Annotated in this window: 17 protein-coding genes; 5 read left to right on the top strand and 12 right to left on the bottom strand. The window is 45.3% G+C overall.

Going from position 1 to position 21,940, the window contains the following annotated elements; genetic code table 11:
* The first annotated feature begins 193 nt into the window (after positions 1 to 193).
* On the top strand, positions 194 to 586 hold the full coding sequence (locus QUA62_RS21090; protein WP_333406419.1) for an IS630 transposase-related protein: 393 nt from the start codon (positions 194 to 196) through the stop codon (positions 584 to 586).
* Between the two features lie 20 nt (positions 587 to 606).
* Positions 607 to 1,137, top strand: a complete 531-nt coding sequence (locus tag QUA62_RS21085) for a transposase (protein ID WP_333406418.1) — start codon at positions 607 to 609, stop codon at positions 1,135 to 1,137.
* Positions 1,138 to 1,362: 225 nt separating this feature from the next.
* Here the strand turns inward: QUA62_RS21085 and QUA62_RS21080 are convergent, their stop codons facing one another.
* The 10 genes from QUA62_RS21080 to QUA62_RS21035 form a co-directional block, all read right to left on the bottom strand.
* Positions 1,363 to 2,208, bottom strand: a complete 846-nt coding sequence (locus tag QUA62_RS21080; protein ID WP_333406417.1) for a WecB/TagA/CpsF family glycosyltransferase — start codon at positions 2,206 to 2,208, stop codon at positions 1,363 to 1,365.
* 75 nt (positions 2,209 to 2,283) lie between these two features.
* Positions 2,284 to 3,366, bottom strand: a complete 1,083-nt coding sequence (locus QUA62_RS21075) for an NAD-dependent epimerase/dehydratase family protein (protein WP_333406416.1) — start codon at positions 3,364 to 3,366, stop codon at positions 2,284 to 2,286.
* Positions 3,367 to 3,425: 59 nt separating this feature from the next.
* On the bottom strand, positions 3,426 to 4,655 hold the full coding sequence (locus QUA62_RS21070; RefSeq protein ID WP_333406415.1) for a glycosyltransferase: 1,230 nt from the start codon (positions 4,653 to 4,655) through the stop codon (positions 3,426 to 3,428).
* Between the two features lie 116 nt (positions 4,656 to 4,771).
* Positions 4,772 to 5,932: a glycosyltransferase family 4 protein gene (locus tag QUA62_RS21065; RefSeq protein WP_333406414.1), complete on the bottom strand. Its 1,161-nt coding sequence runs from the start codon at positions 5,930 to 5,932 to the stop codon at positions 4,772 to 4,774.
* Between the two features lies 1 nt (position 5,933).
* Positions 5,934 to 6,842 carry a glycosyltransferase family 2 protein gene (locus QUA62_RS21060; RefSeq protein ID WP_333406413.1) on the bottom strand — a complete coding sequence of 303 codons (909 nt, stop codon included), beginning with the start codon at positions 6,840 to 6,842 and terminating at the stop codon, positions 5,934 to 5,936.
* 69 nt (positions 6,843 to 6,911) lie between these two features.
* Positions 6,912 to 8,165, bottom strand: a complete 1,254-nt coding sequence (locus QUA62_RS21055) for a glycosyltransferase family 4 protein (RefSeq protein WP_333406412.1) — start codon at positions 8,163 to 8,165, stop codon at positions 6,912 to 6,914.
* 24 nt (positions 8,166 to 8,189) lie between these two features.
* On the bottom strand, positions 8,190 to 9,131 hold the full coding sequence (locus QUA62_RS21050) for a glycosyltransferase family 2 protein (RefSeq protein WP_333406411.1): 942 nt from the start codon (positions 9,129 to 9,131) through the stop codon (positions 8,190 to 8,192).
* A 19-nt stretch (positions 9,132 to 9,150) separates the two neighbouring features.
* Positions 9,151 to 10,368, bottom strand: coding sequence for a hypothetical protein (locus QUA62_RS21045; protein ID WP_333406410.1), 1,218 nt, complete (start codon positions 10,366 to 10,368; stop codon positions 9,151 to 9,153).
* Entirely contained in the window at positions 10,365 to 11,702 is a 1,338-nt protein-coding gene (locus tag QUA62_RS21040; protein WP_333406409.1) for a flippase, read from the bottom strand. Before QUA62_RS21040 ends, QUA62_RS21045 begins: the two co-directional genes overlap by 4 nt.
* A gap of 130 nt (positions 11,703 to 11,832) precedes the next feature.
* Entirely contained in the window at positions 11,833 to 13,254 is a 1,422-nt protein-coding gene (locus QUA62_RS21035; RefSeq protein WP_333406408.1) for an O-antigen ligase family protein, read from the bottom strand.
* Between the two features lie 205 nt (positions 13,255 to 13,459).
* On the opposite strand from QUA62_RS21035, the gene QUA62_RS21030 reads away from it, so the two are divergent.
* The 3 genes from QUA62_RS21030 to QUA62_RS21020 all read left to right on the top strand — a co-directional run bounded on the left by QUA62_RS21030 (position 13,460) and on the right by QUA62_RS21020 (position 18,092).
* Positions 13,460 to 14,932 (top strand): polysaccharide biosynthesis/export family protein, encoded by a 1,473-nt coding sequence (locus tag QUA62_RS21030; protein WP_190661505.1) that lies wholly within the window; start codon positions 13,460 to 13,462, stop codon positions 14,930 to 14,932.
* Between the two features lie 135 nt (positions 14,933 to 15,067).
* On the top strand, positions 15,068 to 17,404 hold the full coding sequence (locus QUA62_RS21025) for a polysaccharide biosynthesis tyrosine autokinase (RefSeq protein ID WP_333406407.1): 2,337 nt from the start codon (positions 15,068 to 15,070) through the stop codon (positions 17,402 to 17,404).
* A 322-nt stretch (positions 17,405 to 17,726) separates the two neighbouring features.
* Complete coding sequence (locus QUA62_RS21020; RefSeq protein ID WP_039886668.1) at positions 17,727 to 18,092, top strand: response regulator transcription factor; 366 nt, start codon at positions 17,727 to 17,729, stop codon at positions 18,090 to 18,092.
* A 65-nt stretch (positions 18,093 to 18,157) separates the two neighbouring features.
* On the opposite strand, the gene QUA62_RS21015 is transcribed toward QUA62_RS21020, so the two are convergent.
* Both QUA62_RS21015 and QUA62_RS21010 read right to left on the bottom strand, forming a co-directional pair.
* A complete protein-coding gene (locus tag QUA62_RS21015; RefSeq protein ID WP_190661498.1) occupies positions 18,158 to 18,655 on the bottom strand; it encodes a hypothetical protein in 498 nt (165 codons plus the stop codon).
* A gap of 336 nt (positions 18,656 to 18,991) precedes the next feature.
* Entirely contained in the window at positions 18,992 to 21,910 is a 2,919-nt protein-coding gene (locus QUA62_RS21010) for a response regulator (RefSeq protein WP_333406406.1), read from the bottom strand.
* Between the last annotated feature and the right edge of the window lie 30 nt (positions 21,911 to 21,940).

Raw genomic sequence — 21,940 nt, 5'->3', positions numbered from 1 at the left:
GAAATCAGTTCACTATCTTCTTACACTTTCATTCTGGAAGCTTTATTCTATGCAGCTTCATATTAAATTGGTATTACCACATAGATAATGTAAAAATTGTTTTCTCGCGTAATATCCTTTCCGGTGGCATCGGAATAATACAGCAGATTCCATGTATATATGATACACTGTATTTAGTACATAAGCGAAAAAAATGAAACCTTATTCGATCGAGTTGCGTGAGAAAATAGTTAAAATTTATGAACCAGGTGATACCTCAATTAGGAAAGTAGCTGCCAGATTTGATGTAAGTAAAGGGTTTGTTCAAAAAATTTTAAAACAAAAACAAACGCCGGGTCATGTTGAACCTAAAAAACAGGGTGGAAGCCTCAAAAGTGTGTTACACTCGCGCACAACTGAATTGACCCAGATGGTAGAAAAATTTCCTGATAGCACGTTGTCAGAATATTGTGAATATTGGCTTATGAACTACAACGAAGCTATTAGCCCTAGCATGATGTGTCGTGAACTACAAAAACAAAAGTTGACGCGAAAAAAAAGACCATACGCAGTAGTCAGTCTGCCACTGAAAGAGTGCAAATTCTGAGGTGTGAATATTGGGAACAAGTGAAAACTGTTGACCCCGACAACCTGGTTTTTTTGGATGAAATGGGCGTTTTATTGGGGTTAACACGAACCCGTGCACGTTCAACATGTGGTAGTAGGGTCTACGATTTAAAACCATTTTATCGCGGCGCCAAAGTCACAGTTGTCGGAGCAATTAGCTCCAAAAAAGTAGTAGGATTAATGACACTAAATGGGTCAATGGATGGCAGAGCTTTTAAAGTCTTTATTGAACATTTTTTAGTGCCAAACTTATGGGAGGGTGCAGTAGTTGTTATGGATAATCTACCCGCTCACAAGTTGGGGACTATTGAACCATTAATACAAGCCGCTGGTGCTAGTTTACTGAACTTATCACCCTATTCTCCCGACTTCAATCCTATAGAATTATGGTGGTCGCAACTCAAATCTTTTTTACGCCAATTCTCACCAAGCACTACCAAGATGGTTGACATTTTGCTGGCTACGGCCCTTGATTTGGTCAATCCTAAGCACTTCAAAAACTGGTTTACAAGCTGCTACTGTACTTCATAAACCTGGAATTTGCTGTATATTTGGATCGTGTCAGTGGGAGCTTAAGATCTCGCTACCCAAATCGCGAGTTCTTAAGCTCCCACTATAATTCGGATGCCACCGGATTTGATATAAATTTTCTTGAATATGCGATCGCAGTTGCACCTCAAAACAATTAGTTACGATGTGTTTGCTTTTTTACTTTTTACTTGTGAACACCCATAATTCACAAGAAAATTTTAAATTTCAACCATATAATACTTCTTCTACAGGCGGCGTGGCATCTGTGGGGTCGAACTGTTTGATTTTCAAAGCTTGCAGCAAAAACAGCCAGATATAAAGCGGATTCAAAAAAACATACCGCTGCCAGAGGCGCTTGGGTTCCTTAATCATCCGAAACAGCCATTCCAAACCTATCTTAGATAAAAACTCAGGAGATTTAGCCAAATTACCCGCATGAAAATCGTAAGCAGCACCTACAGCAATCAGCGGCATTGATAAGTCGTCCCGGTATTCGTAAGCCCAGACTTCTTGTCGCGGACACCCCAAACCGACAAAAGTAATTGCTGCACCGCTGTTGCGGATTTGCTGCGCAATTTCTTGTTTCTCTTGGGCCGATACGTGCCTAAATTTAGAAGGCTGAGTTCCAGCAATAATTAACTTGGGAAAACGCTGGCAGAGATTGCGAGATAAAGCCTCGAGTACAGAAGCTTGAGATCCGTACAAATAGATAGGTAACCCTTCTTCTGCCGCACGTTCGCAGATTTGTAACATAGCATTTGGCCCGCAAACTCGATCGGGCAATTCCGTATGGTATAGCCAATTTAGCGCCCACCTGACCGGCTGTCCGTCTGGCAATACTAAGTCAATGTGATTAATCCGATAACGATGAGTGCTGTCCAGAACGCCAGTCATTACGCCGTGAACCGCTAGAGCAGAAACTGACATGGGTTTTCCGGCGCTAGCTGCCGCAATAATTTTGCTCACAGCCGCTTCATAATTAACGGCATTTACTAATATGCCGAGTACATTCTTTTTCCCTTTATCAATCATGGAACACCTCTTTAAGCCAACGCTCGCGCTTACACTCATAAATCTCCCCTAAAATTTGTTTAACGTTATATTCAATCGTTTACCCAAATTCCCTGCACATTTATTTTTTTTTCCTTAATTATCCGACCCTTCTTTCAGCCAACGCTCGCGGTTACATTCATAAATCTCCTGTAAGATTTGTTTAACGTTATATTTCATTTTCCAGTTAGGATAGTGACTGGAAAATTTTGAATTGTCGCTAATCCACCAAATGTGATCGCCAATCCGATTTCCTTCAGCATAAGTCCAATTAAATTTGCGTTCCGCAATTGCCTCGCACATCTGAATCGCTTCTAACATCGAACAATTGCTGTACCGGCCTCCTCCTGTATTATAAACTTGGGCGCTTCTGGGAGCTTTATAAAATTCATAAAATGCCGCAATTAAATCCGCGCTGTGAATGTTATCGCGGACTTGCTTGCCTTTGTAGCCAAACACTGTGTAAGGAGTTCCCGTCACGGCACACTTCATTAAGTAGGCGAGGAAGCCGTGCAATTGAGCTCCCGAGTGATTTGGCCCCGTCAAACAGCCACCGCGAAAACAAGCGGTGTTCATATTAAAATATCGACCGTATTCTTGAACTAAAACGTCAGCAGCTACCTTAGAAGCACCAAACAAACTGTGCAGGCACTGGTCGATTGACATATCTTCCCGAATGCCGCCTTCGTAAGTATGCCCGGGTTCAATTTCCCACCTGTGTTCTAATTCAATTAAAGGCAAACTGTTAGGCGTATCGCCGTATACTTTGTTTGTAGAAGTGAAAATAAAAACAGCTTTGGGACAGTACAGGCGAGTTACTTCTAGAAGATTGAGAGTGCCGTTGGCATTGACGGTAAAGTCTATTTTGGGAGCACGGGAAGCCCAATCATGGCTGGGCTGGGCTGCTGTGTGAATTACTAATTCGATCGACTCGCCGTACCGCTGAAAGATATTGGTAATCGCTTCATAGTCGCGAATGTCCACATCTAAGTGATAATACTTGGTTCCCAAGGACTTTTCTAGCTGTTGGCGGTTCCAGTTTGTAGAACCATCCGCACCAAAAAAGAACTGGCGCATATTATTGTCGATGCCAACTATATCTAAGCCTTGTTTGGCAAAGAATTTACACGCCTCAGAGCCAATTAAACCCGCAGATCCAGTAATGATTGCAACGCCCACGTTTCACCGCCTGAAAAAATATAGTTTTCTTTGTTTTGCCCGATCGAACAAATAGGAAGTTATCCTGATTTTTCCTTGCATACATCTTCGCACAATTGGGCAAAGAATTTACCTTTAACATCCCAATCATAGATTTCCCTGACGTGATTTCGACCTGCTTCACCCAAGCGCGATCGCAACTCGGCATCGCCGGCTAAATTAGTGATCGCCTCAGCTAGACCCTGCACTGCCTGTTCTGGATTGTAACCAGGTACTTTTACCCCCGTTTGCGCCGTCACTTGAGTAGCCGGCCCTCCCAGATCCAAGCAGATGATGGGACGCCCCGCGGCCATCCCCTCCAAGCAAGTCCAGCCACCTGAATCGTGCAAGCTAGGGTGAATAAGTACATGAGACTCCCCTAGCTTACCCAAAGTTTCCTCGCGTGGCAGCCTCCCCCACAACTTAACTTGAGAGGCAATGCCCAATTCTTCCGCTAGAGACTGAAGGCGATCGCGTTCCGGGCCATCCCCCAGCAGCCAATATTCGGCATTCGGCCAGTTAGCTTGGGCAAAAGCCCGTACCGCCAGGTGATAGCCTTTCCAGTGCAGCAACCGCCCCATACTGATGAACCTGATCGGCGAATCCCCTGGCATTTTGCACTCTCCCAGCCGCGCCATCTCTGCCTTGGACAGACCGGCTTCAGAAAGCACCTGCACCTTTTTAGCCCCCATCGCCCGCACCCGCTTAGCCGTGTCCTCCGTCGTCGCCAAAGCTAAGACGCTTCTGCGAGCCGTCATCCTGGCAAAGGGATCTCTCTCACCGAGGCGCTGCCCCCAGTCTCGCGCTGTTTCGTAAAGTTTTGCCTTAAAGCTAAAATCTTCCCAAAAAGGTTTAGGGGCTGCTTCGCCACCGCCCACAGGCCCCCAAATAAAAGGAATAGGCAGCAGCGAGATGAAGCTCGGCGACCAAAATTTAACGTAGGTGACGTGGCGGGCGATGTCGAAATTAATTTGGCGGTGGAGATCGCGCGCCTCTAAATAAGCCAAAATTTGCCACAGGTAATAGTGCAATTGCAGCCCTCCCTGTCTACCTTTAAAATTTTCGCTCCAGCCGAAAGGCTCAATGTAGACGAAGTGCAGGTTAGGGTTAGGGTTCGCGGCGAGGAAAGCTTCAATAGCGGTACGGTAAAAGGTGCGAGTTAGTACCCAAACTTCTTGATGTTTGGCGGCTTCTACCACCGCATTCCAGCCCACTCCTTCCTCAGATCCTTGTCCGGGTTCGCAGGCAAAGGCAGATAAAAGAATTTTCATCGGCAATTATTAGTGGTTACTTGTTAGTTGTTAGGCGTGAGTTTTTAATTTGTTGTTAGTGGTTAGTTTTTGTTGGTTACTTAAAAACGTTGTTTTTTTCTACTACCCACAACAGCTTAACCACTACCCATTAAAAATGATGTTACTTCGACATAAGCTTGGGCGGCTGTTTCGGGAGTTTTTTGAGCAATTAGTTCGCGTGAGCGCTCTCCCATTGACTTAATCAAATCTGGATTGTCCAGAAAACGCCGGATCGCCTCAGCCAAACCTTGAGAGTCTCTAGGATCAAAAATGTAACCATTCTCCCCTTCAGCAATCAATTCGCAGGAAGCTGCGCCATTTGAGCAGAGTACAGGTTTGCCAAAAACCATCGCCTCCGGTACCACCATTCCCCAGACATCCTCAAAAGTAGGAAATACAAAAACATCAGCTTGCTGAAAGTAAGAACCCAAACTTCCATATTCCACCCATCCGGCCCAAGTTACCTGCTCTTCAAAATTGCGCTCTTTAATAAAATCTTCCAGTTCCTCCCGCTGATCTCCCTTGCCAATAATCAACAGCGAATAATCTACATAACCTTGACTTTTAAGAATAGCGCAAGCTTCTAAAAGCGTCTTAATTCCCTTTCTTGATGTGATGCGCCCCACATACAGAAAAATTGGGCGTTTCAACTCCAAATTCGGCGACTCAGTGCCCTCCAGCCGTTTCATTAAAGCTCCCGCATCTGGGACAAGATAGGTTCGGGTAAAAATTTTATCCTCCGGTACATTAAGCGCTTCTATCAGATATTGCTGACCCGCATTACTGTTAGAAACAAAAGCATCAGCAAACCGCACAAGTACCCGGCGAACAAATGTCCGAAAACTCGAATCTCGAAAATCAGTATTGGGGGAACTACCATCATAAATAATCGCAATTTTCCACCGCATCAGCGGTTTTAAAAGCGCTACAATCACAGTCCACAAAGAGAAAGCTTGGGGAAATACGACTTGAGGACGAAATTCGAGCAGATAGCCGATAATACTAGGTGATACTACGATAAATCCGCGATCGTAGCCTGTATCTATCTTTGTCGTCTCTACAAAACTCGTCTTTCCTACTAACTGAATTACCGACGAACCCGGCATTTTTGGATCGAATCCCGGCCAAACCCCACCAGTATAAAATACAGTATTCTTAAAAACCTTCGTAAATTCTCTCAAAACCGGCTGCCAGTAGGCTCCCAGTCCCACTTCCGGGACAAGCCAAGCAATGCGGAGTTCATTTCTATCAACCATCCTATTCACCTTGAGTTTTGTTTTTAGTCAATCCCAGTTTACTCAACACTGAAAGCCAAACTAACCTGCGATAAGGTAGCAGCCAATAAATTGGCCACAACCAGCCACCATGCCGCTGAGTAAATACTTTCCACTCTTGAGCCGGTTGCAGGGTAGTATCTTTGAAGGATAAACCTTTCGGTTGGCTCATTTTATCCAATCCTTCGCTTAAATTATTAGCAGCCGTTTTGGTCACCTGGGGGTTGAGGGAACAAGTACCTAAATAGCCAGGAGCAATCCAAACGGTACATCCTTTCTGTCTGGCTCGTAAACCATAATCCCAATCGCCAATATAATGGACAAAAGCCGGATCGAGGTTGCCGACCATTTGCACAACACTGCGGGGAATTAATACGCAGTTGCCGTGCATAGTATCGCACATCTGAGGCTCTTTTGTTGGTTCTAGGACACCATATCGGAATGGGTGCAAAGGGTTATTTCGCACAACACCGCCGTATGTTGTTTTACCGGTTTCTGGGTCGCAGGTAGAACCGCCAACGATTGCTTTGGTTTCTCCTTTTTCTGATAATTTTTGAGTGGTTTCTAGCAAGATACTTACGGTTTCTGGATAAATAAGAGTGTCATCATTTAACCATAGGTAGTAGTCGGGATCATCTTTCATGGCTTCGCTGAAAGCCCCCCGCATTCCCCCGTTCCAAAATAGGTTCCCATCTCCGGAAAAAATATTAACTTGAGGATAGATTTGACGAACTGCCTCGCTAGTGCCATCGGTACTGGCATCATCGACTAAATAGGCTAAAATATCAACATCGGCTGGAAGTGCCTGCTTAAAAAGAGCCTCTAAGCAAGCTAATGTTTTCTCTTTGCGGTTGAAGCAAGTTAAAAGGGCGGCGATTTTACTACGGTTCATTGTTCCCACTTGTGCGGCTTTTAACGATATGCAAGGTAAAATTTACCCAATAAAATAAGATTTTTATCTTTACTTTGGAGTTGACAGAACCTCGTTAAAAACAGACAAATAGCGATTTGCTTGTATCTCCAAGGTGAATTCTTGTTCCACTTTCTGGCGGGCGCGAATACAAAGTTTTTGATGCCGATTGGGATCTTCTAAAACCCAAGCAATTCCTCGCGCTAAGTCTTCTGTTTCATAAGGTTTAGCTAAATAGCCATTTGAGCAGTGTTCGATCATATCGGGCAGTCCCCCAATATTAAATGCGGCGCTGGGGATGCCGCAAGCAAGGGCTTCCATGACTGTATTTGGCAAGTTATCTATCACGGAAGGGGCGACAAAAATATCTGCTGCTGCATAAACAGTGGCTAGGGAAATATCATCGGCGAGTCTCCCCAAATAGTGAGTTTTAAAACCAAGTTCAATGGGATTTTCTGGTTCAGAAGAGCCAAAAACCAGCAACTCTATCCTATCTTTCCAGCCTGATTTACTGAGGCTTTGTAAAGCGGGTACGAGCAAGTTAAATCCTTTCCAGCGATCGCCCGTTCCACCTGCACCTCCAAAGAGTACAATTTGTTTATCTTGAGGCAAATTCAGGATTTCTCGCGCCCAGTGACGATTTATGGGTTTGTACTTTTGAGTATTGATGCCATTAGGAATTATTTCAACTCGAAAATCTTTGAATAAAGAACTAGAATGAGCGCATTTCGCTAACCAAACACTAGGGCTAACCAAAGTTAGGTTAAGCTTATCCCAAGCTTTAGCTTTCCGCTGCCACACCCACCGGGACAGATCCGAATTTTTATTACTGTGAAGTTGCGGACAGCTACCACAAGATTGAGTGTAGCGATTGCAATCTTCACTGTAGTGACAGCCACCTGTAAAAGGCCACATATCATGCAGCGTCCAAACTAAGGGCTGCTTAAACTTGGGAAGACTTTCTACTTGTAAATAACCCCCACAAACCCAGTGTAAATTAATAATATCAGGAGCGAGTACCCCTAGTCGATCCGATAGAGCATCTGGCAGCAATTCTGTAGAAAATATAACCGGGTTTCTTTGAGGGTAGAGCCGCAATGGTGCGTTAGATAAAGTTGATATAATCTTGTCAAACTTAGCCGCAATACTATTTGGTGACGAAATTACATTGGGATCGCCACTACTCTTATTTTTTACCAGCATTTGCGAAGACACACCAATCCCCTGGAAACCTTGGTGTAGTCGATAAGCGGCGCGGGCTGCCCCCCCTTCACTATCAGAACTATTGAGAAGTACAACCTTCATTTCCCCTGCCTCTCCTCTAGATTTCTAGCTGACTTTGCGTGATTTTTTCAAAAGTTTATTGACTTTTTTTTGCACCTTTCTTAGCAAGGGCGGATCGTAATCATATAAGGTGTTTTCAGTAAAATTATCTGCTTGCACATCCCGAATCGCAAAGGCTGGGTGTTTCATCGGAAATGTTATAGCTTCTACAGGCATATTACTATAAAGACTGTTGACATCCTCCGTATTAGTTCCCCCTACACCATGCCCGATATTAGAAGCTAAATTGACATTCGCAAGAATATTCATACCATTTTGAATAAAACTAGCAAATGTCCACGGAAAAGCCCAACTCTGTAATTTTTTTTCATAACAAAGCTGAAAAGTATTTGTCCAAACTTTTACAGCATGGGAGTCTCCCAGCACATCCATTAAAAAATTACCATCCCGAATTTCCGGCCACAACTTCATATCTAAATCATAATGCTGCCAAGCTCGCCTCCAACTCGCCCAGCTCCAGCAGTGATTGTAGCGAGAAAAGTAGTAACTATAATCAGTTCTTTTGCGCCCAAATTGAACATTTTGACCAGAGATTGACAGAATCCGCTGATCGTCTCGGTAACGCTCCAGCAATTCTTCAGCGAAACGGAAAAAAGTAGGATGAGGCAGACAGTCATCCTCAAGAATAATTGCCTCTTCAACTTGATCGAACACCCAATTCATACCGCTAGAAACGCGCAGGCGACAACCGAGATTTACGTCTGCGTAATTCTTCACAACTTCGCAGTCCCAATCTACTTGGTCAATAATAGCTCTAGCTGCAGCACATTCTTGATCTTCTCCAGGCCTATCTGGACGTGGGCCGTCAGCAATTACTAGCAATTTGGGAGGTTTGGCCTGACGAATTGCCTCAAATACTTTAGCCGTTGTATCTGGACGTTTGAAGATGATAAAAGCGACGGGTGTTTGGATTTGGTAATTGAACATTTCTGCGACTCTACTTTTTCTAGTAGTCTTCAACATCTGAATTAACAATATCAGCAGTCATCTGCGATTTAAAATTAAACCACTTTTGGAGCATCACAGCCGCTATGTAGGCCAGTGTCTCATTGCTAGTCTGATAGGGCAAAAATCTATAGCGAAAACTAGCCATTCTCGGGTCACCTTCTTGGTATAAAATATCTTGGGCAAAGTTCCCCCAACGCTCATCTATCAAATCAATTGTCATACCAGCATGAGCAGAAGGTAGCAACATATTAGAGCCGTGAAGACCAATTACTAAGCGGCTTTGTGAATAAACCTGGCATATTTCCTTTTCAACTTTTTCATTAAAACTCTCCACTCTGTAATCTTCAATCCATTCGGGAAACTTAGTTTTTCTCCCCAAACCAGCTACGGCAAATTTTGCTTCTGGTACTTGCAACCTGATTTTCTCAAATAACTGCTGAATTTTCAAATTTTGTAATGGCAATGCCCTTTCTCGTTGATTGAGCTTTTTCAAAACTCGGAACAGCCCACTGTTAACTAATAAACGATCTTCGCGCCAAATAAAAGTAATTCTTATTTCTGGCTCTTCAAATTTGTGTTTGGGAACTCTAGTAAACCGCGTGATGTCAAACTGGCTAGGATGAGAATGGGCTTCGCTGACATAAATTTCATCAAAGCGTTTCGTTTCTTCCTCAACAAACTCAGCGAAGCTGGGATAGTAAGTTTGACCATTTTTTAAAGAAATAGGTACTGTCCAGACTTCGGCAACTTCATCAGGAACCATCCACCTTAGAAACTTAGGAACTATCACAACTAACCCGCAGTCAGAGTTGCATTCTAAGTGCCTTTGTGCATTTAGCAACTTCAGCAGGGAATGACCATAAAGATGATCGATACAGTTTAAGATAATTACCCGCTTGCAGGGTTTAAAAATTTCTTTAACAATCTCAATTTTTTCGGTTTGAGGATTTTGGAGTGAATAGAGTAATGGTTTGCCTAGCCATTCTTTTATGTTAGCAACTTTTGCAAAAACTTCACCTTTGATTGTATCAACTTGGACGGAGTTTCTAACTCCATGACCTACTCTCAACTCGTCCATTATTTGGCTTCCACATCCCCCGCACTTACAGTCCAGAACAATATGTATTCCTTGCCACAAAATACTTTTGGCATTAAGTTCCGTGCCGCAATAGGGGCAATTCGAGCGCTGTTCGATTTTAGGTTTAATTTGAATCACTTTACTAATCCTCTGATTCTACCAGCCGCCTTGTATAAGTTAAAGGATCGCCAAATGAAAGTGCTAAAAGGCCGCAATTCCTTAATTAAGAAATTGACTAATATAATCACGTAAAAATAAGTTATCAGAGTAGCCGCCGTTGCTCCAAAAGCTCCATACTTAGGAATCAACCAAAAGTTCAACCCTACATTTAGAATAGATCCGACTACAGTCAAGTAAAGACCGTAGCGCAACTGACCTTCTATGTTCAAATATGTACTCCGTGCTACTCCAAAGTTACTGCCAAATTGCGCCCAAACATAGAGTGACAGTACCGCTGCTGACTTCGCATAGTTTTCCCCGTAAAGTAGATGCACTATCCATGGAGAAAGTAATGATATCGGTATGGCCACTCCCAACCATAAAAATATCATAATATCCGAGTAAATTTGAAATTTATTTAGATATTCTTCATAATTTGTCTTTCTCAAATTCGCTAGTTTGGGGAAAATAGAGCTTGATAGAATCATCGGCAAGAAATCGCAGATTTCCGAAATTTTAACTGCGGCAGCATAATAGCCCAGTTCAGCATTTTTATTCATGGCACCGAGCATGATCTGATCGGTTTTTGAGTACATATAAATTGCCAATCCCGACAAAATTATCGGCCAACTCTCCGATAGCAGTTCCTTACCCCGCTCCCAACTGAATTGCCAATCCTTAATTTTATTCCCAGTAAGCTTATAAAAATATACATAAGCCATTCCTACCACTGCCACCTCTGCCAATCGAATCCAGGCGAAGGCAAGCAGGGGGGCTTTAATAGTCACTAACCCAATTCTGACTGCAGCAACTAAAAAACATACCGAATTTTTAGCCAACACTGTATATTTTGACTGGATTTGGGACTGGAACCAAAAATTGATTGCTTCAAAAGCATTAAAGATGGTTCCTGCTGCGATGATACCTACCAGCCACCGAGTCAGAGTGTCGTTGGGCTTGAGTAGCGCAATCACGGTGACACTTAACACCAAAGTGATGCAGCCACCAGTAAATTGCAGTCCGAAGGCAGTTCCCAGGGTCTCATTTTTGCATTCGGGGTCGCGAGCGATATTCCGCACTACCAGAGTACCCAAGCCCATCGTTGCTACCGAACTAAACAGCGACACAAAGGCGAGTGCGTAGTTGAGCAATCCAAATTGTGTCGGACCAAGATAGCGAGCCACCCAAAGGCCTACAAACAGACCTAGACCCATCTGCAAGATTTGGTCAGTGAACAGCCAAGCTATGTTGCTGAGTACCTGGCGCAGACTAGGGGCGAGCCTTTGACTGACCGCAGTTAACTTATCTAGCATCAGAATATTTTAAATCTTTACAAAACACAAACGCGGTTCTGGCAGGCTCGGCAATCTCGCAGAATTAGACTGGTTGATCCTATAACAACATACCACAACTTGACTCACGATCCGTTCAATAAAGGTTACTTCAATAAACAGTGCGAGCTAAAGAACGCCTTTGAGGGTTACTGGTGCTACTGTTAGAACTATTGTTAGCATTATCTATCGCAAGTCGAACCGTCAACATTGCGTAACTCAGCCAAGGATTTCCTATATCTATAATATAACCTTCTGTGATATTGCTTATAATAATAGACACTAGAAAACAAATAGGTATTCCCGCTTCTTCCAGCGTGCTACGACTCAAATACCGAACTGCGTAAGCTAAATTGAGCAGCAAGGAAGTCATCATTAGAATTAATCCCGGCCAACCGAATGCTAACAAGATACCGATCCCCCCATTGTGAGGATTTTTAGGTTGAAATCCATTAGGAGTATAAATAAAATAAGCAGGAGTAGCCGAGCCTAACTTATCTTGTTGAAAAAATCCATCGTATCCGTAGCCAAACCAGGGGCGCTGGTTGACCGCATCCATTAACTGTGGCCAGAATTCGGTGCGCCCAGTTAGAGTCAAGTCTTTGCCTAACCCACCTACAATAATATCCTCTAGGTTGTCTACTACAAAAACAGTCATAATTATGCTGAAAACCAGGAAAAATATAATCGCCGTAAATGCCCACTGAAAACTTAAATTTTTTAGAAAATTTAGCGAGGAGACTGCAATTATTAATATGATAGTAATCACTAGAGCAGAGCCAGACTTATTAGCCCTCACCAGGTAAAATGAAAATAACATCATTCCCAAAGCAATCCAGCGTTCTTTCTGAGTTTTAGCTCCTTGAGAATAATGCAAATACCAAAATGCCGTACATAAAGCTAAGACTCCCCCCAAAGAATTTTTAGATAGAGTTAAGCCTACAAAATCACCTGAGCCAGGGGGTTTCATTACAAAACTGGCCAAACCGAGTGCCGTGTATCCCCATCGCCAAAAACGAGATAAATCTTCCCATTTATATTGCGCTGCAATGTAACACCCGAAAACAGTAAATCCTGAAAAAGCTAGACCTGCTCTTAGCGTTTCTTCAGGAACTAGGGACCATAATGTAGACAGTAATGGAAGTAATGTATAAAGTAAAAAAAAAGAATTCATGATTAATAATTTAGCAAAAAACTGTATAAAATTGCTACTAAAGTCTTTAAACCGTGACAACAAAATAAGTAATACCCAGGGGTAAAAGAAATAAGGTAGCAGTTTTAAAATGCCACCTTCTGGATCTTTCAAATTAATAAAATGCAAGTAATTAAAAGGAGGTTGTGTCAGTACGGGAGAGATGAAAATATATAAAATAGCAAAGCTTTTTTCTAAAGCCAAACCAATCTTTTTATAGCTGGAAAATTGAAATAATAGTATAGTTGCCATCGCGAATATAGCAATTAGCATCCATGTTAATGAAGAACTACCTAAAATCAGCTCCTTCAGCATATTTGCTTTAGACACTGGTTGAGTCATAATTGCTTTCCTTTATCAAAAACAAGATCAAGTTATATAGATATAAAATATAGCCGTCAACCCGCAACCACGCTAGCACAGAAATTAGGCATACAGCAAAAATACAGCATCCTTTTTTCGGCGATAGCTTAAAATAATGAGCTTTTTGCCCAGCACTAAAAAGGCTACACTTATATAAATCATAGTCAATAAAATTAGGTGGTGTATGGTTAACACCCATTTTCCAGGACAGATAGCCCGGTCGGTTGTGGGTGTTGTCTTGTTTGCTTCCACTGTCATCGCTGACGCCAGAAGCACCCCGGCACAACTTCCCATCCCGCTAGGCGCAGAGCAAGCCCAGAATGTTGCGCCCGTTACGAGATCGCCGGAAAGCTATAAACTCGGTGGTGGCGATCGCATCCAAGTAGAAATACTCGAAGTACCCGAACTCAGCCGCGGCTACGAAGTCCTTTCCGACGGTTCAGTCAACCTGCCCCTGATCGGCTTGGTCTCCGTCCGCGGCCGCACCTTAGTAGAAGCCACCAACATCATCCGCAACGCCTACCGTCGCGTCCTCAAAGACCCCATCGTCACAGTCAGCCTCGTCGCCGCCCGCCCCCTCAACGTCGGCGTTATCGGAGAAGTCACCAGGCCCGGAAACTTCATTATGACCCTAACTCCCGGCCCGGGAGCCTCGCCGAGTGTCCAGTACCCTACCGTCACCCAAGCGATCAGACTCGCAGAAGGCGTCACGGGTGTCGCCGACATCCGCAACATCCGCGTCCGCCGTCCCCAACGAGACGGCCCCGATCAAGTGCTCAACGTCAACCTGTGGAAATTCTTGCAAGAAGGAGACATCTCTCAAGACATCATTTTGCAAGACAGAGACACAATCGTGATTCCCACAGTCGCCAACTTCAACCAAGCAGAAGCTCGTCAATTTGCGACCGCCAACTTTTCGCCACCCCCAGAAAAACCTCGATCGATCTCCATCGTCGGTCAAGTCACCCGCCCTGGGGCTTACGTCGTCATCGGCGGCAACACCACAAACGACCTCAGCCGCGAAGGTTTCCCTACCGTCATCCGGGCTATTCAGCTAGCCGGCGGCATCACCTCGGATGCCGACATCCGGCAAATCCAAGTGCGGCGCGTCACCAGAAGAGGCGAACAAATTATCCCAGTCAACCTGTGGCAGTTCCTAGAGTCCGGCGACGGCGCCCAAGATACCATCCTCCAGGAGGGAGACACGATCATCGTACCCAAAGCTACGATCGTCAACCCCGCAGAAGCTGGTGTGCTCGCTAGCACTAACTTTGCTCCCACTGGCATTAACGTTTTTGTAGTAGGAGAACTCAGAACATCCCTCGATCCCTTGAGACTCCCAGCTAATGCCACGCTGAATCAAGCTTTAGTTTCCAGAGGATTTTTTGGGTACGAGAATACCAGAGCTAGAAGAGATAAAGTTGAGCTAGTCCGCCTCAATACCGACGGTACAGCTACTAAACGGACGATCCAAATCGATTTAAGTCAAGGAATTAACGAAGAAACCAATCCTCAACTTCGCAACAACGACATGATTATCGTATCTCGCAGGGGTCTCGTCAATTTTGTCGATCGCATGAACGCTGTAATCGGACCTGTCGGGCCAGCTACGGGAGTGTTAAATTTTATAAACGTTCTCCGATTTTTATTCAGGTAAGAAGGCGGCGGGTGAGGTGGATAATTCCTGGCAAAGGCTAGAATAAACTAAACAATAAGATTACCCAGCCGCGACTTGGCCTCTTCAAAAATATCAACCTCAAAAATATCAACCTCAAAAATACCCAGGCTGAATATGGATAGCAGACAAGATTACCAACCCTTCACCCCCAAATCGAATGGCAAACTGCCGGAGTTATCTGCTCAGAACTACAAAGATCACTTCGTAGAGGAGAGAGAAGAAGAAAAGCTAGACTTGTCATGGCTGTTCGGGGTCGTGCGCCGTCGCTTCCTGGTCATGGCAGCAGCCACCATAGCTTTGAGCGCCCTCGCAGGAGCAGCGATCGTCGCCACTTCTAAAAGCATAACGGTCGAGTATGAAGGGTCCTTTTCCCTGTTAGTAGAACCAGCCACGGCTGAAGGTTTGCAATCCAAACAATTAAACAACACCCAAGCTGCCGACTTAGCAAGAATTAATATAGAAGGAATTAGCCTACTAGACTACGAAACCCAAATTAGGATTTTGCGAAGTCCCAAAATGATGCAGCCAGTGATTGAGGAATTGCGGGCTTCGTATCCCAAAATGAACTATAGCGAACTGATCTCAAAAATGTCGATCCAGCGCATCAGCTACACGAAAGATGGCAAACAGCAAGGCACAAAAATTTTACAAGTTCGCTACAAAGATTCAAACCGAAAAAAAATTTACCGCGTATTGGAAAAAATTTCTAAAGCTTATCTAGATTACAGCTTGCAGCAACGGCTGATGGGCATTAATCAAGGTATTAAATTTATAGATACGGAGATGCCCAAGCTCCGAGAAAGAGTGGAAGTTCTGCAACTGCAAGTCCAAAGACTGCGGCAGCAGAGCAACTTGTTTGAACCCCAGCTAGAGGGAAAATCTCTGTCGGAACAAGTTCAAAGCATTCGGGGCAAGCAAGTAGAAATTAGAGTTCAGCTAAAAGGGATGCGAAACCTCTACCAAAGCTATGAAAAACTACTAAACGAAAATAATCCCCAGGGGCTGCTGATGACCCAAGGACAAGCTTACGGCGGACTATTAGGTCAAATTCAGAGAATAGACTCCGAATTGTCATTAAAATTAGCTCAGTACAGAGAAGACAGTTTGCCAGTTTTAGCGCTGCGAAAAAGTCGGGAAGAACTGATTTTAACCGCCACCCAACAAGCAAGAGAAGTGGTGATGGGAAATTTAGAGACCCAAATCAAAGAAATTGAAGCGCGCGATCGCGAAATGACAGCTTTGCAAAATGCTCTCAACCAAAAAATTAGAAACTTTTCAGTCACAACCCGAGAATACGACAATTTACAGCGGGAACTGCAAGTAGTTACTAAGAGTTTTTCGGACTTCTTGGCAAAACGAGAAGCCTTGCGGATCGATGCGGCTCAGCAGCAAATACCCTGGGTGCTGATAAATCCTCCGGAAATTCCGCTAGACAAATTCGGCAACCCTATAACAGCTACCGTCAAACAAACCAAAAAACAGTTAGTGCTCGCAGTAATTTTAAGCAGTCTGCTGGGCATAGCAGTCGGCTTGCTCGTAGAGGTACTAAATACTGTGTTCCACACTCCAGAATCACTGAGAATGGCCACAAGATTGCCAATACTCGGGGTAATTCCGTTTACCAAGAAAGTCAAGCGCAGACGGCCAGCCAGACAGAGAAAACTAACATCGGCTCGCTCGAACTCGAAAGTGGAAGTAGTCGAACCGGGTCAAGCTAGACATACTGGTCAGGAGATTGGAGAACCAAGTATTTTGAGCGACTTGGACTATCAATTTTTAGAAGCATTTCGATCGCTCTACACGAACATTCACTTGCTCAGTGCAGGCACGGCGATTCGATCGCTCTTAGTCGGCTCAGCCGTAGCCGGAGACGGCAAATCTACAGTAGCTTTGCACCTGGCAGCCACAGCAGCAGCAGTCGGACAGAGAGTATTGTTAGTAGATGCAGATTTGCGCTGCCCGCAACTGCACACTAAGTTAGGACTGCCAAACGTGCGTGGCCTGGGCGATGCCATCTCCACGGATCTCAGCCTCAACGACGCGATTCAACGAGCCCCGAACCAAGAAAATTTGTTCGTACTCACCGCCGGCCAAATTGCCCCCGATCCGATCAAGCTTCTTTCTTCCAAAAAAATGCAGTATCTGATGGAGCAATTTCAAGCATTTTTTGATTTAGTAATTTATGACACCCCGCCACTAACTGGCTTGGCAGACACCCACTTGATCGCAGCTCACACAGACGCTACGATTATGGTCGTCCAAATTGGGCAAACAGACCGATCGCAAGTTCGCAAAGTTTTAGAAGAATTAAAATTTTCTGGAGCTTCCGTCTTGGGAATCGTTGCTAACGGCTGCAAAAACACCGGTCAGAGCTACCGCCAGCGCCCGGTCGTTTTAGAGACGCTCTACGACCAAAAACTATCGGCTTTAGGTACGAAAAATCCTAAGTAGACAAATGTTGATGCAGGCGGCCGAGCGCCGCCGTCCTCAACCGGAAACGCACAACCAAGCTATACCCTTATTTTGTGATAATAGTACCATTTGAGAAAGAAAATGATAGACTAACGGACATAGCCTTGTGTGTCAACCGAGATTGCGCTGATCTTTAAATTTTGCGGTAATTACTCAGAAAATGATTGAGAAATCTGCAAAAGTGGGTAAACTACATCTAGCAGAGCGCAATCTCAATCAGGAAAAGACACTTTTGAAGGTGAACGTTAGTGTAAACGTTAATGTGAACGTTTCAACCCAGAAACTTGGTAGGGATTATTCTATGAGTACAGTTATGGTTGTTGATGATAGCGTCACTCTGCGGGAGATGATCGCCGACTTGCTCAAAGGTAGAGGACTCAACGTCACGGTAGCGAGTGATGGCGTAGAAGCTCTAGAGCAAATCAAGGCTAACCGCCCAGATTTAGTCGTTCTGGATATCGTGATGCCCCGGATGAACGGCTACGAAGTCTGTCGCCGGCTCAAAAGCGACCCTAAAACCCAAAATTTGCCGGTGGTAATGTGTTCGAGCAAAAGCGAAGAGTTCGATCGCTATTGGGGGATGAAACAAGGAGCCGACGCTTACATCGCCAAGCCATTTCACCCTCAGGAATTGGTCGGCACTATTAAGCAATTGCTGCGAGGTTGAGGTTGAGGAATAGGGACAGGAAAAAATTGTCTTGAGCGCTTATTATTTCTGCTCCCGCAGCCTCTCTAAACTACTCGATTGACAATAGTCCAAACATCCCCGTCCGATCGCACGTAGGGAACAGATATACTCTTAAAACCAGTAATAAAAGGCTTGTAATAAACCTGCCAGTAGCTGGGACTAATTTGGTCGGCGATAGCTTTGAGTCCCTTCACTTCCGCAGCCAGTTCCGCCGCCAGTTCATTAATCCGTTCCGCGTGTCCCTGAGCCAGCAATCTTCCTTCTTCAACTTGCTGCTCCATGGGAGTGATTCTTTGCAACTTTACCGACTGCTGCTGTTTCTGAGCCAGTTGAGCAGACAGAGCTGCGATCGCGTCATCTATACCCTTGACTTCTGCCGACACTTGTGCTGTTTCCCTCGCGTGACGCCGATAAGCATCGGCGATCGCTTGGGGCGAATCACCGGCTGGGACAGCATCGGCAATAGTAAGCTGCTGGCGTTCCAGGCGCAATTCCTCTATTTGAGAGTAAATTGCCTCTATATCTGTCTGAAGTTTGTCCACCTAATTACCGCGTGGTTGTTGGATATTTTAGCATATTAACACAAACCCCTCACCTAATCGGCATAGAAATTGCATATCTTAGGCTGGCTACAAGCAAAGTCCCACAAGAAGAAGTTGAATAGTTTGAAAAATACAAATTTTTTATATTTTTCAGTTGAGCGATTCCGTCGATATCCAGTCGCGTTAATCAGGTTGTATCCGGTAAAATTAGCATTATACATTTGTAGTCAGGAATGCAAGTACGAGCGAGTTTTACGAGGATTAAAGTCGTCACTAAAAACACAATTCCTAATTCCCAATTTCCAATTACCAATTCCCAATTATTAAGAGAATTTTTTAAGTTGTTAGCCCTTGCTGCCTCAACTGGACTATAGTCTCTACCAAGACATCGGGTTGCACAGGTTTAGACAGATGTCGGTCAAAACCCGCAGCAAAAGCACGATCGCGGTCTTCATCCCTAGCATAAGCCGTCAGAGCGATCGCCCAAAATTTCCCTGTCTGTGTGTTCAAAGAACGCAGCCTTCGTACCAGCGAATAGCCGTCTTCCTCCGGCATTCCGATATCGCTGACCACAACATCCGGGCTAAACTGCGAAGCCACCTCAAACGCCTCAGCAGCAGACGATGCAACCCTGACAGTGGCCCCGGAATCTGCCAAGACAAACCTCATAAATTCCCGCGAATCAACCTCGTCATCAACCAGCAAAATCTTAACTCCCAGTAAATTAGCAGCGTCAGCCCAAACCTGCGCTTCCTCGTCTGGGATCGAATTTACCTGCATCGCAGGGAGACGGAAAGTAAAAGTCGAGCCCATATTCAGTCCCGGACTCTGGGCCCAAACCGTGCCACCGTGGAGTTCCACCAACTGCCGCACAATCGCCAGACCCAGCCCCAAACCGCTATAAATGCGAGTAATCGTAGCATCCGCTTGGCGGAAAGAGTCAAACACGTAAGGCAAAAAATTCGGTGCAACCCCAATTCCCGTGTCGGTAACAGCCAGCTCAACCTCCGAATCAACTCTCGAAAGCCGGATTTCAACTCGCCCCCCGCGCGGCGTAAACTTAATCGCATTCGTCAGCAAATTCCAAATTACTTGCTGCAAGCGGCCAGGGTCTCCTGATACCCAAAATCTCGGATTTAACTCAGATTCAGGATTGCCAGAAACCTTCCCAAGCTTGGAAAATTCAGCAGTCTCTAAACCCAAATCTCCTATTGCAAACCGCAAATCGAGCGACTTAGCATCGGCAGCCAACCGCACCGTATTCAGCGCTCCTTCCACCAGGGAAATCAAATTTACCGCACAAGGATTCAAAGTCAACTTGCCGCGAATAATTCGCGAAATATCCAGCAAATCATCAATCAATTGAGTTTGCAATTTAGCATTTCGCTCGATCGTTTCTAAAGCCCGCCCAGTAGCAGCCGGACTCAAACTGCGTTGCTGCAGCAGTTGCGCCCAGCCCAAAATCGCGTTTAAGGGCGATCGCAGCTCATGAGAAAGAGTTGCCAAAAACTCATCTTTCATGCGATTTGCCTGCTGAGATTCCTCGTAAAGTCGGGCATTGTCGATCGCCCCCGACACCGCCTGAGCCAACTGCATTAAAATAGTTTCATCATCTTCGGCAAACTCCCCCTCATACTTGTCCGACAACTGAATCAATCCCAGATTTCTGCCGTCCCGAGTCGTCAGCGGTACAGCCAGCCAGCCCCGCATCGGCGGGTGCTTCCCCGCAGCCTTGCCGAACTTCCGCCATGCCGGGTGAGCCTCTAACTCAGTTTGAGTCATCCGCATCGCCTGTTGGTGCTGGCAAACTTCCTGGTAAATGCCCGTACCGTCTGGCTCTTCGCAGTAATCTTGCCACGCGGCGTATTTTTCTGACATGGAAAACTTGCTAATTCCCGCATCCCAGGTGGCGGCAGGGTCGAGGTTGACCGCTACCTGGTGGACTTCGAGAATTTGGCGGGCGCTATCTGCTGCTAACTGAAGTATTTCTGCCACCGACAGCGTGGAGTTGATAGCAACTGACGCGGAGGTTAACTTTTGCAGGCGGCGCAAATACGACTGCTCGCGGGCCAACGCGCGCGAACGGTCGTATTCTAACTGTTTGCGACCCGTAATGTCGATCGCCACGCCGAACAGCCGGAGGGGTGTGCCGGATGCGTCAAAAACCACCCGCCCTTTCTCGTGAAGCCAAATCACTGAGCCGTCGGGTCGCACTTTGCGGTATTCCGACTCGTAAACTCCCGTCCCGGTGAGTGCGGCATCCACATCAGCCAAAAACCTTTCACGGTCTTCTGGATGCACCGCATTCTTTTTTTGCTCAAAAGTACCAAAGGTGCTGTTTGGGCCCAAACCCATCTGTGTTTCGGCATTGGACGAACGGCGGACTTCCCCCGATGCCACATCCCAGGTAAAAGCGATCGTGTTAGCTGCTTCTAGGGCAAAGCGCAAATTTTCCTCGCTTTCTTGCACCCTCGCTTCCGATAATTTGCGCTCCGTAATATCCCAAACCAGGCCGCTCGACCGCACCGATTTACCCGTATCATCATCAAAAAACTTGCCCCTAGCCGCGATCCAGTGCAAGCTGCCATCGGGCCAAAGGACTCTAAATTCGTACTTGTATTCTATTTTATTTTCTAAAGCAAAGGCAAGAGCGCGGGCGATCGAGGCTTGGTCATCCGGGTGAATGCAGGCAAAAAACGCTTCATAAGTTCCCGGAAAACTGCCTTTTTCCAACCCGAATAACAGTTCCTGTTCCTCCGACCAAACGACCTCGCCAGTTAATACATTCCAATCCCAAATTCCCATTTTCGAGGCTTCGATCGCCAATCTCAGCCTTTCCTCCGAAATTGCCAACTGCGCCGACGTTTTCGCGTAGTTCTCGCGCAACTGCTGTTTTTTCAAGCTTTCGCCCACGGCCCCCGCCAGCCGCTTTAAGTACCGCCCTTTGAACACGTAATCGCTTAAGCCGGCTTTCATAGCTTCGACTGCCACTTGTTCGCTGCCGCTGTCAGTACACATAATTACCGGACAATTCGGGTAGCGGCTGTGAACTTTTTGGAGAATAGTTAATCCGTCGCTCCAGTGGAGTTGGTAGTCGGTAATTACTATATCAAAACCCCCGGCTGCCAGGATGTGTTCTAGAGTTGGGATATCAATAACGGATTTAATTTCTAAATCGGGAAAAGTTTTCCTCAGTTCCCGCTCGATCATCAGGCGATCGTTCGGGTTGTCGTCGATTAACAGAATAGATAGCATTAGCCTTTTAGTTTTTATATGGGCGCAAAC

The organism is Microcoleus sp. MON1_C1 (assembly GCF_036701945.1).
In the GTDB taxonomy this organism is placed as follows: Bacteria; Cyanobacteriota; Cyanobacteriia; order Cyanobacteriales; family Microcoleaceae; genus Microcoleus.
This window is presented reverse-complemented; position numbering and strand designations above follow the sequence as displayed.

Excerpts from the sequence above, each read along its gene's own strand:
- QUA62_RS21090 (WP_333406419.1), top strand. The coding sequence starts at position 194 with ATGAAACCTTATTCGATCGAGTTGCGTGAGAAAATAGTTAAAATTTAT.
- QUA62_RS21080 (WP_333406417.1), bottom strand. The coding sequence starts at position 2,208 with ATGAGTGTAAGCGCGAGCGTTGGCTTAAAGAGGTGTTCCATGATTGAT.
- QUA62_RS21070 (WP_333406415.1), bottom strand. The coding sequence starts at position 4,655 with ATGAAAATTCTTTTATCTGCCTTTGCCTGCGAACCCGGACAAGGATCT.
- QUA62_RS21065 (WP_333406414.1), bottom strand. The coding sequence starts at position 5,932 with ATGGTTGATAGAAATGAACTCCGCATTGCTTGGCTTGTCCCGGAAGTG.
- QUA62_RS21060 (WP_333406413.1), bottom strand. The coding sequence starts at position 6,842 with ATGAACCGTAGTAAAATCGCCGCCCTTTTAACTTGCTTCAACCGCAAA.
- QUA62_RS21055 (WP_333406412.1), bottom strand. The coding sequence starts at position 8,165 with ATGAAGGTTGTACTTCTCAATAGTTCTGATAGTGAAGGGGGGGCAGCC.
- QUA62_RS21050 (WP_333406411.1), bottom strand. The coding sequence starts at position 9,131 with ATGTTCAATTACCAAATCCAAACACCCGTCGCTTTTATCATCTTCAAA.
- QUA62_RS21040 (WP_333406409.1), bottom strand. The coding sequence starts at position 11,702 with ATGCTAGATAAGTTAACTGCGGTCAGTCAAAGGCTCGCCCCTAGTCTG.
- QUA62_RS21035 (WP_333406408.1), bottom strand. The coding sequence starts at position 13,254 with ATGACTCAACCAGTGTCTAAAGCAAATATGCTGAAGGAGCTGATTTTA.
- QUA62_RS21030 (WP_190661505.1), top strand. The coding sequence starts at position 13,460 with ATGGTTAACACCCATTTTCCAGGACAGATAGCCCGGTCGGTTGTGGGT.
- QUA62_RS21025 (WP_333406407.1), top strand. The coding sequence starts at position 15,068 with ATGGATAGCAGACAAGATTACCAACCCTTCACCCCCAAATCGAATGGC.
- QUA62_RS21020 (WP_039886668.1), top strand. The coding sequence starts at position 17,727 with ATGAGTACAGTTATGGTTGTTGATGATAGCGTCACTCTGCGGGAGATG.
- QUA62_RS21010 (WP_333406406.1), bottom strand. The coding sequence starts at position 21,910 with ATGCTATCTATTCTGTTAATCGACGACAACCCGAACGATCGCCTGATG.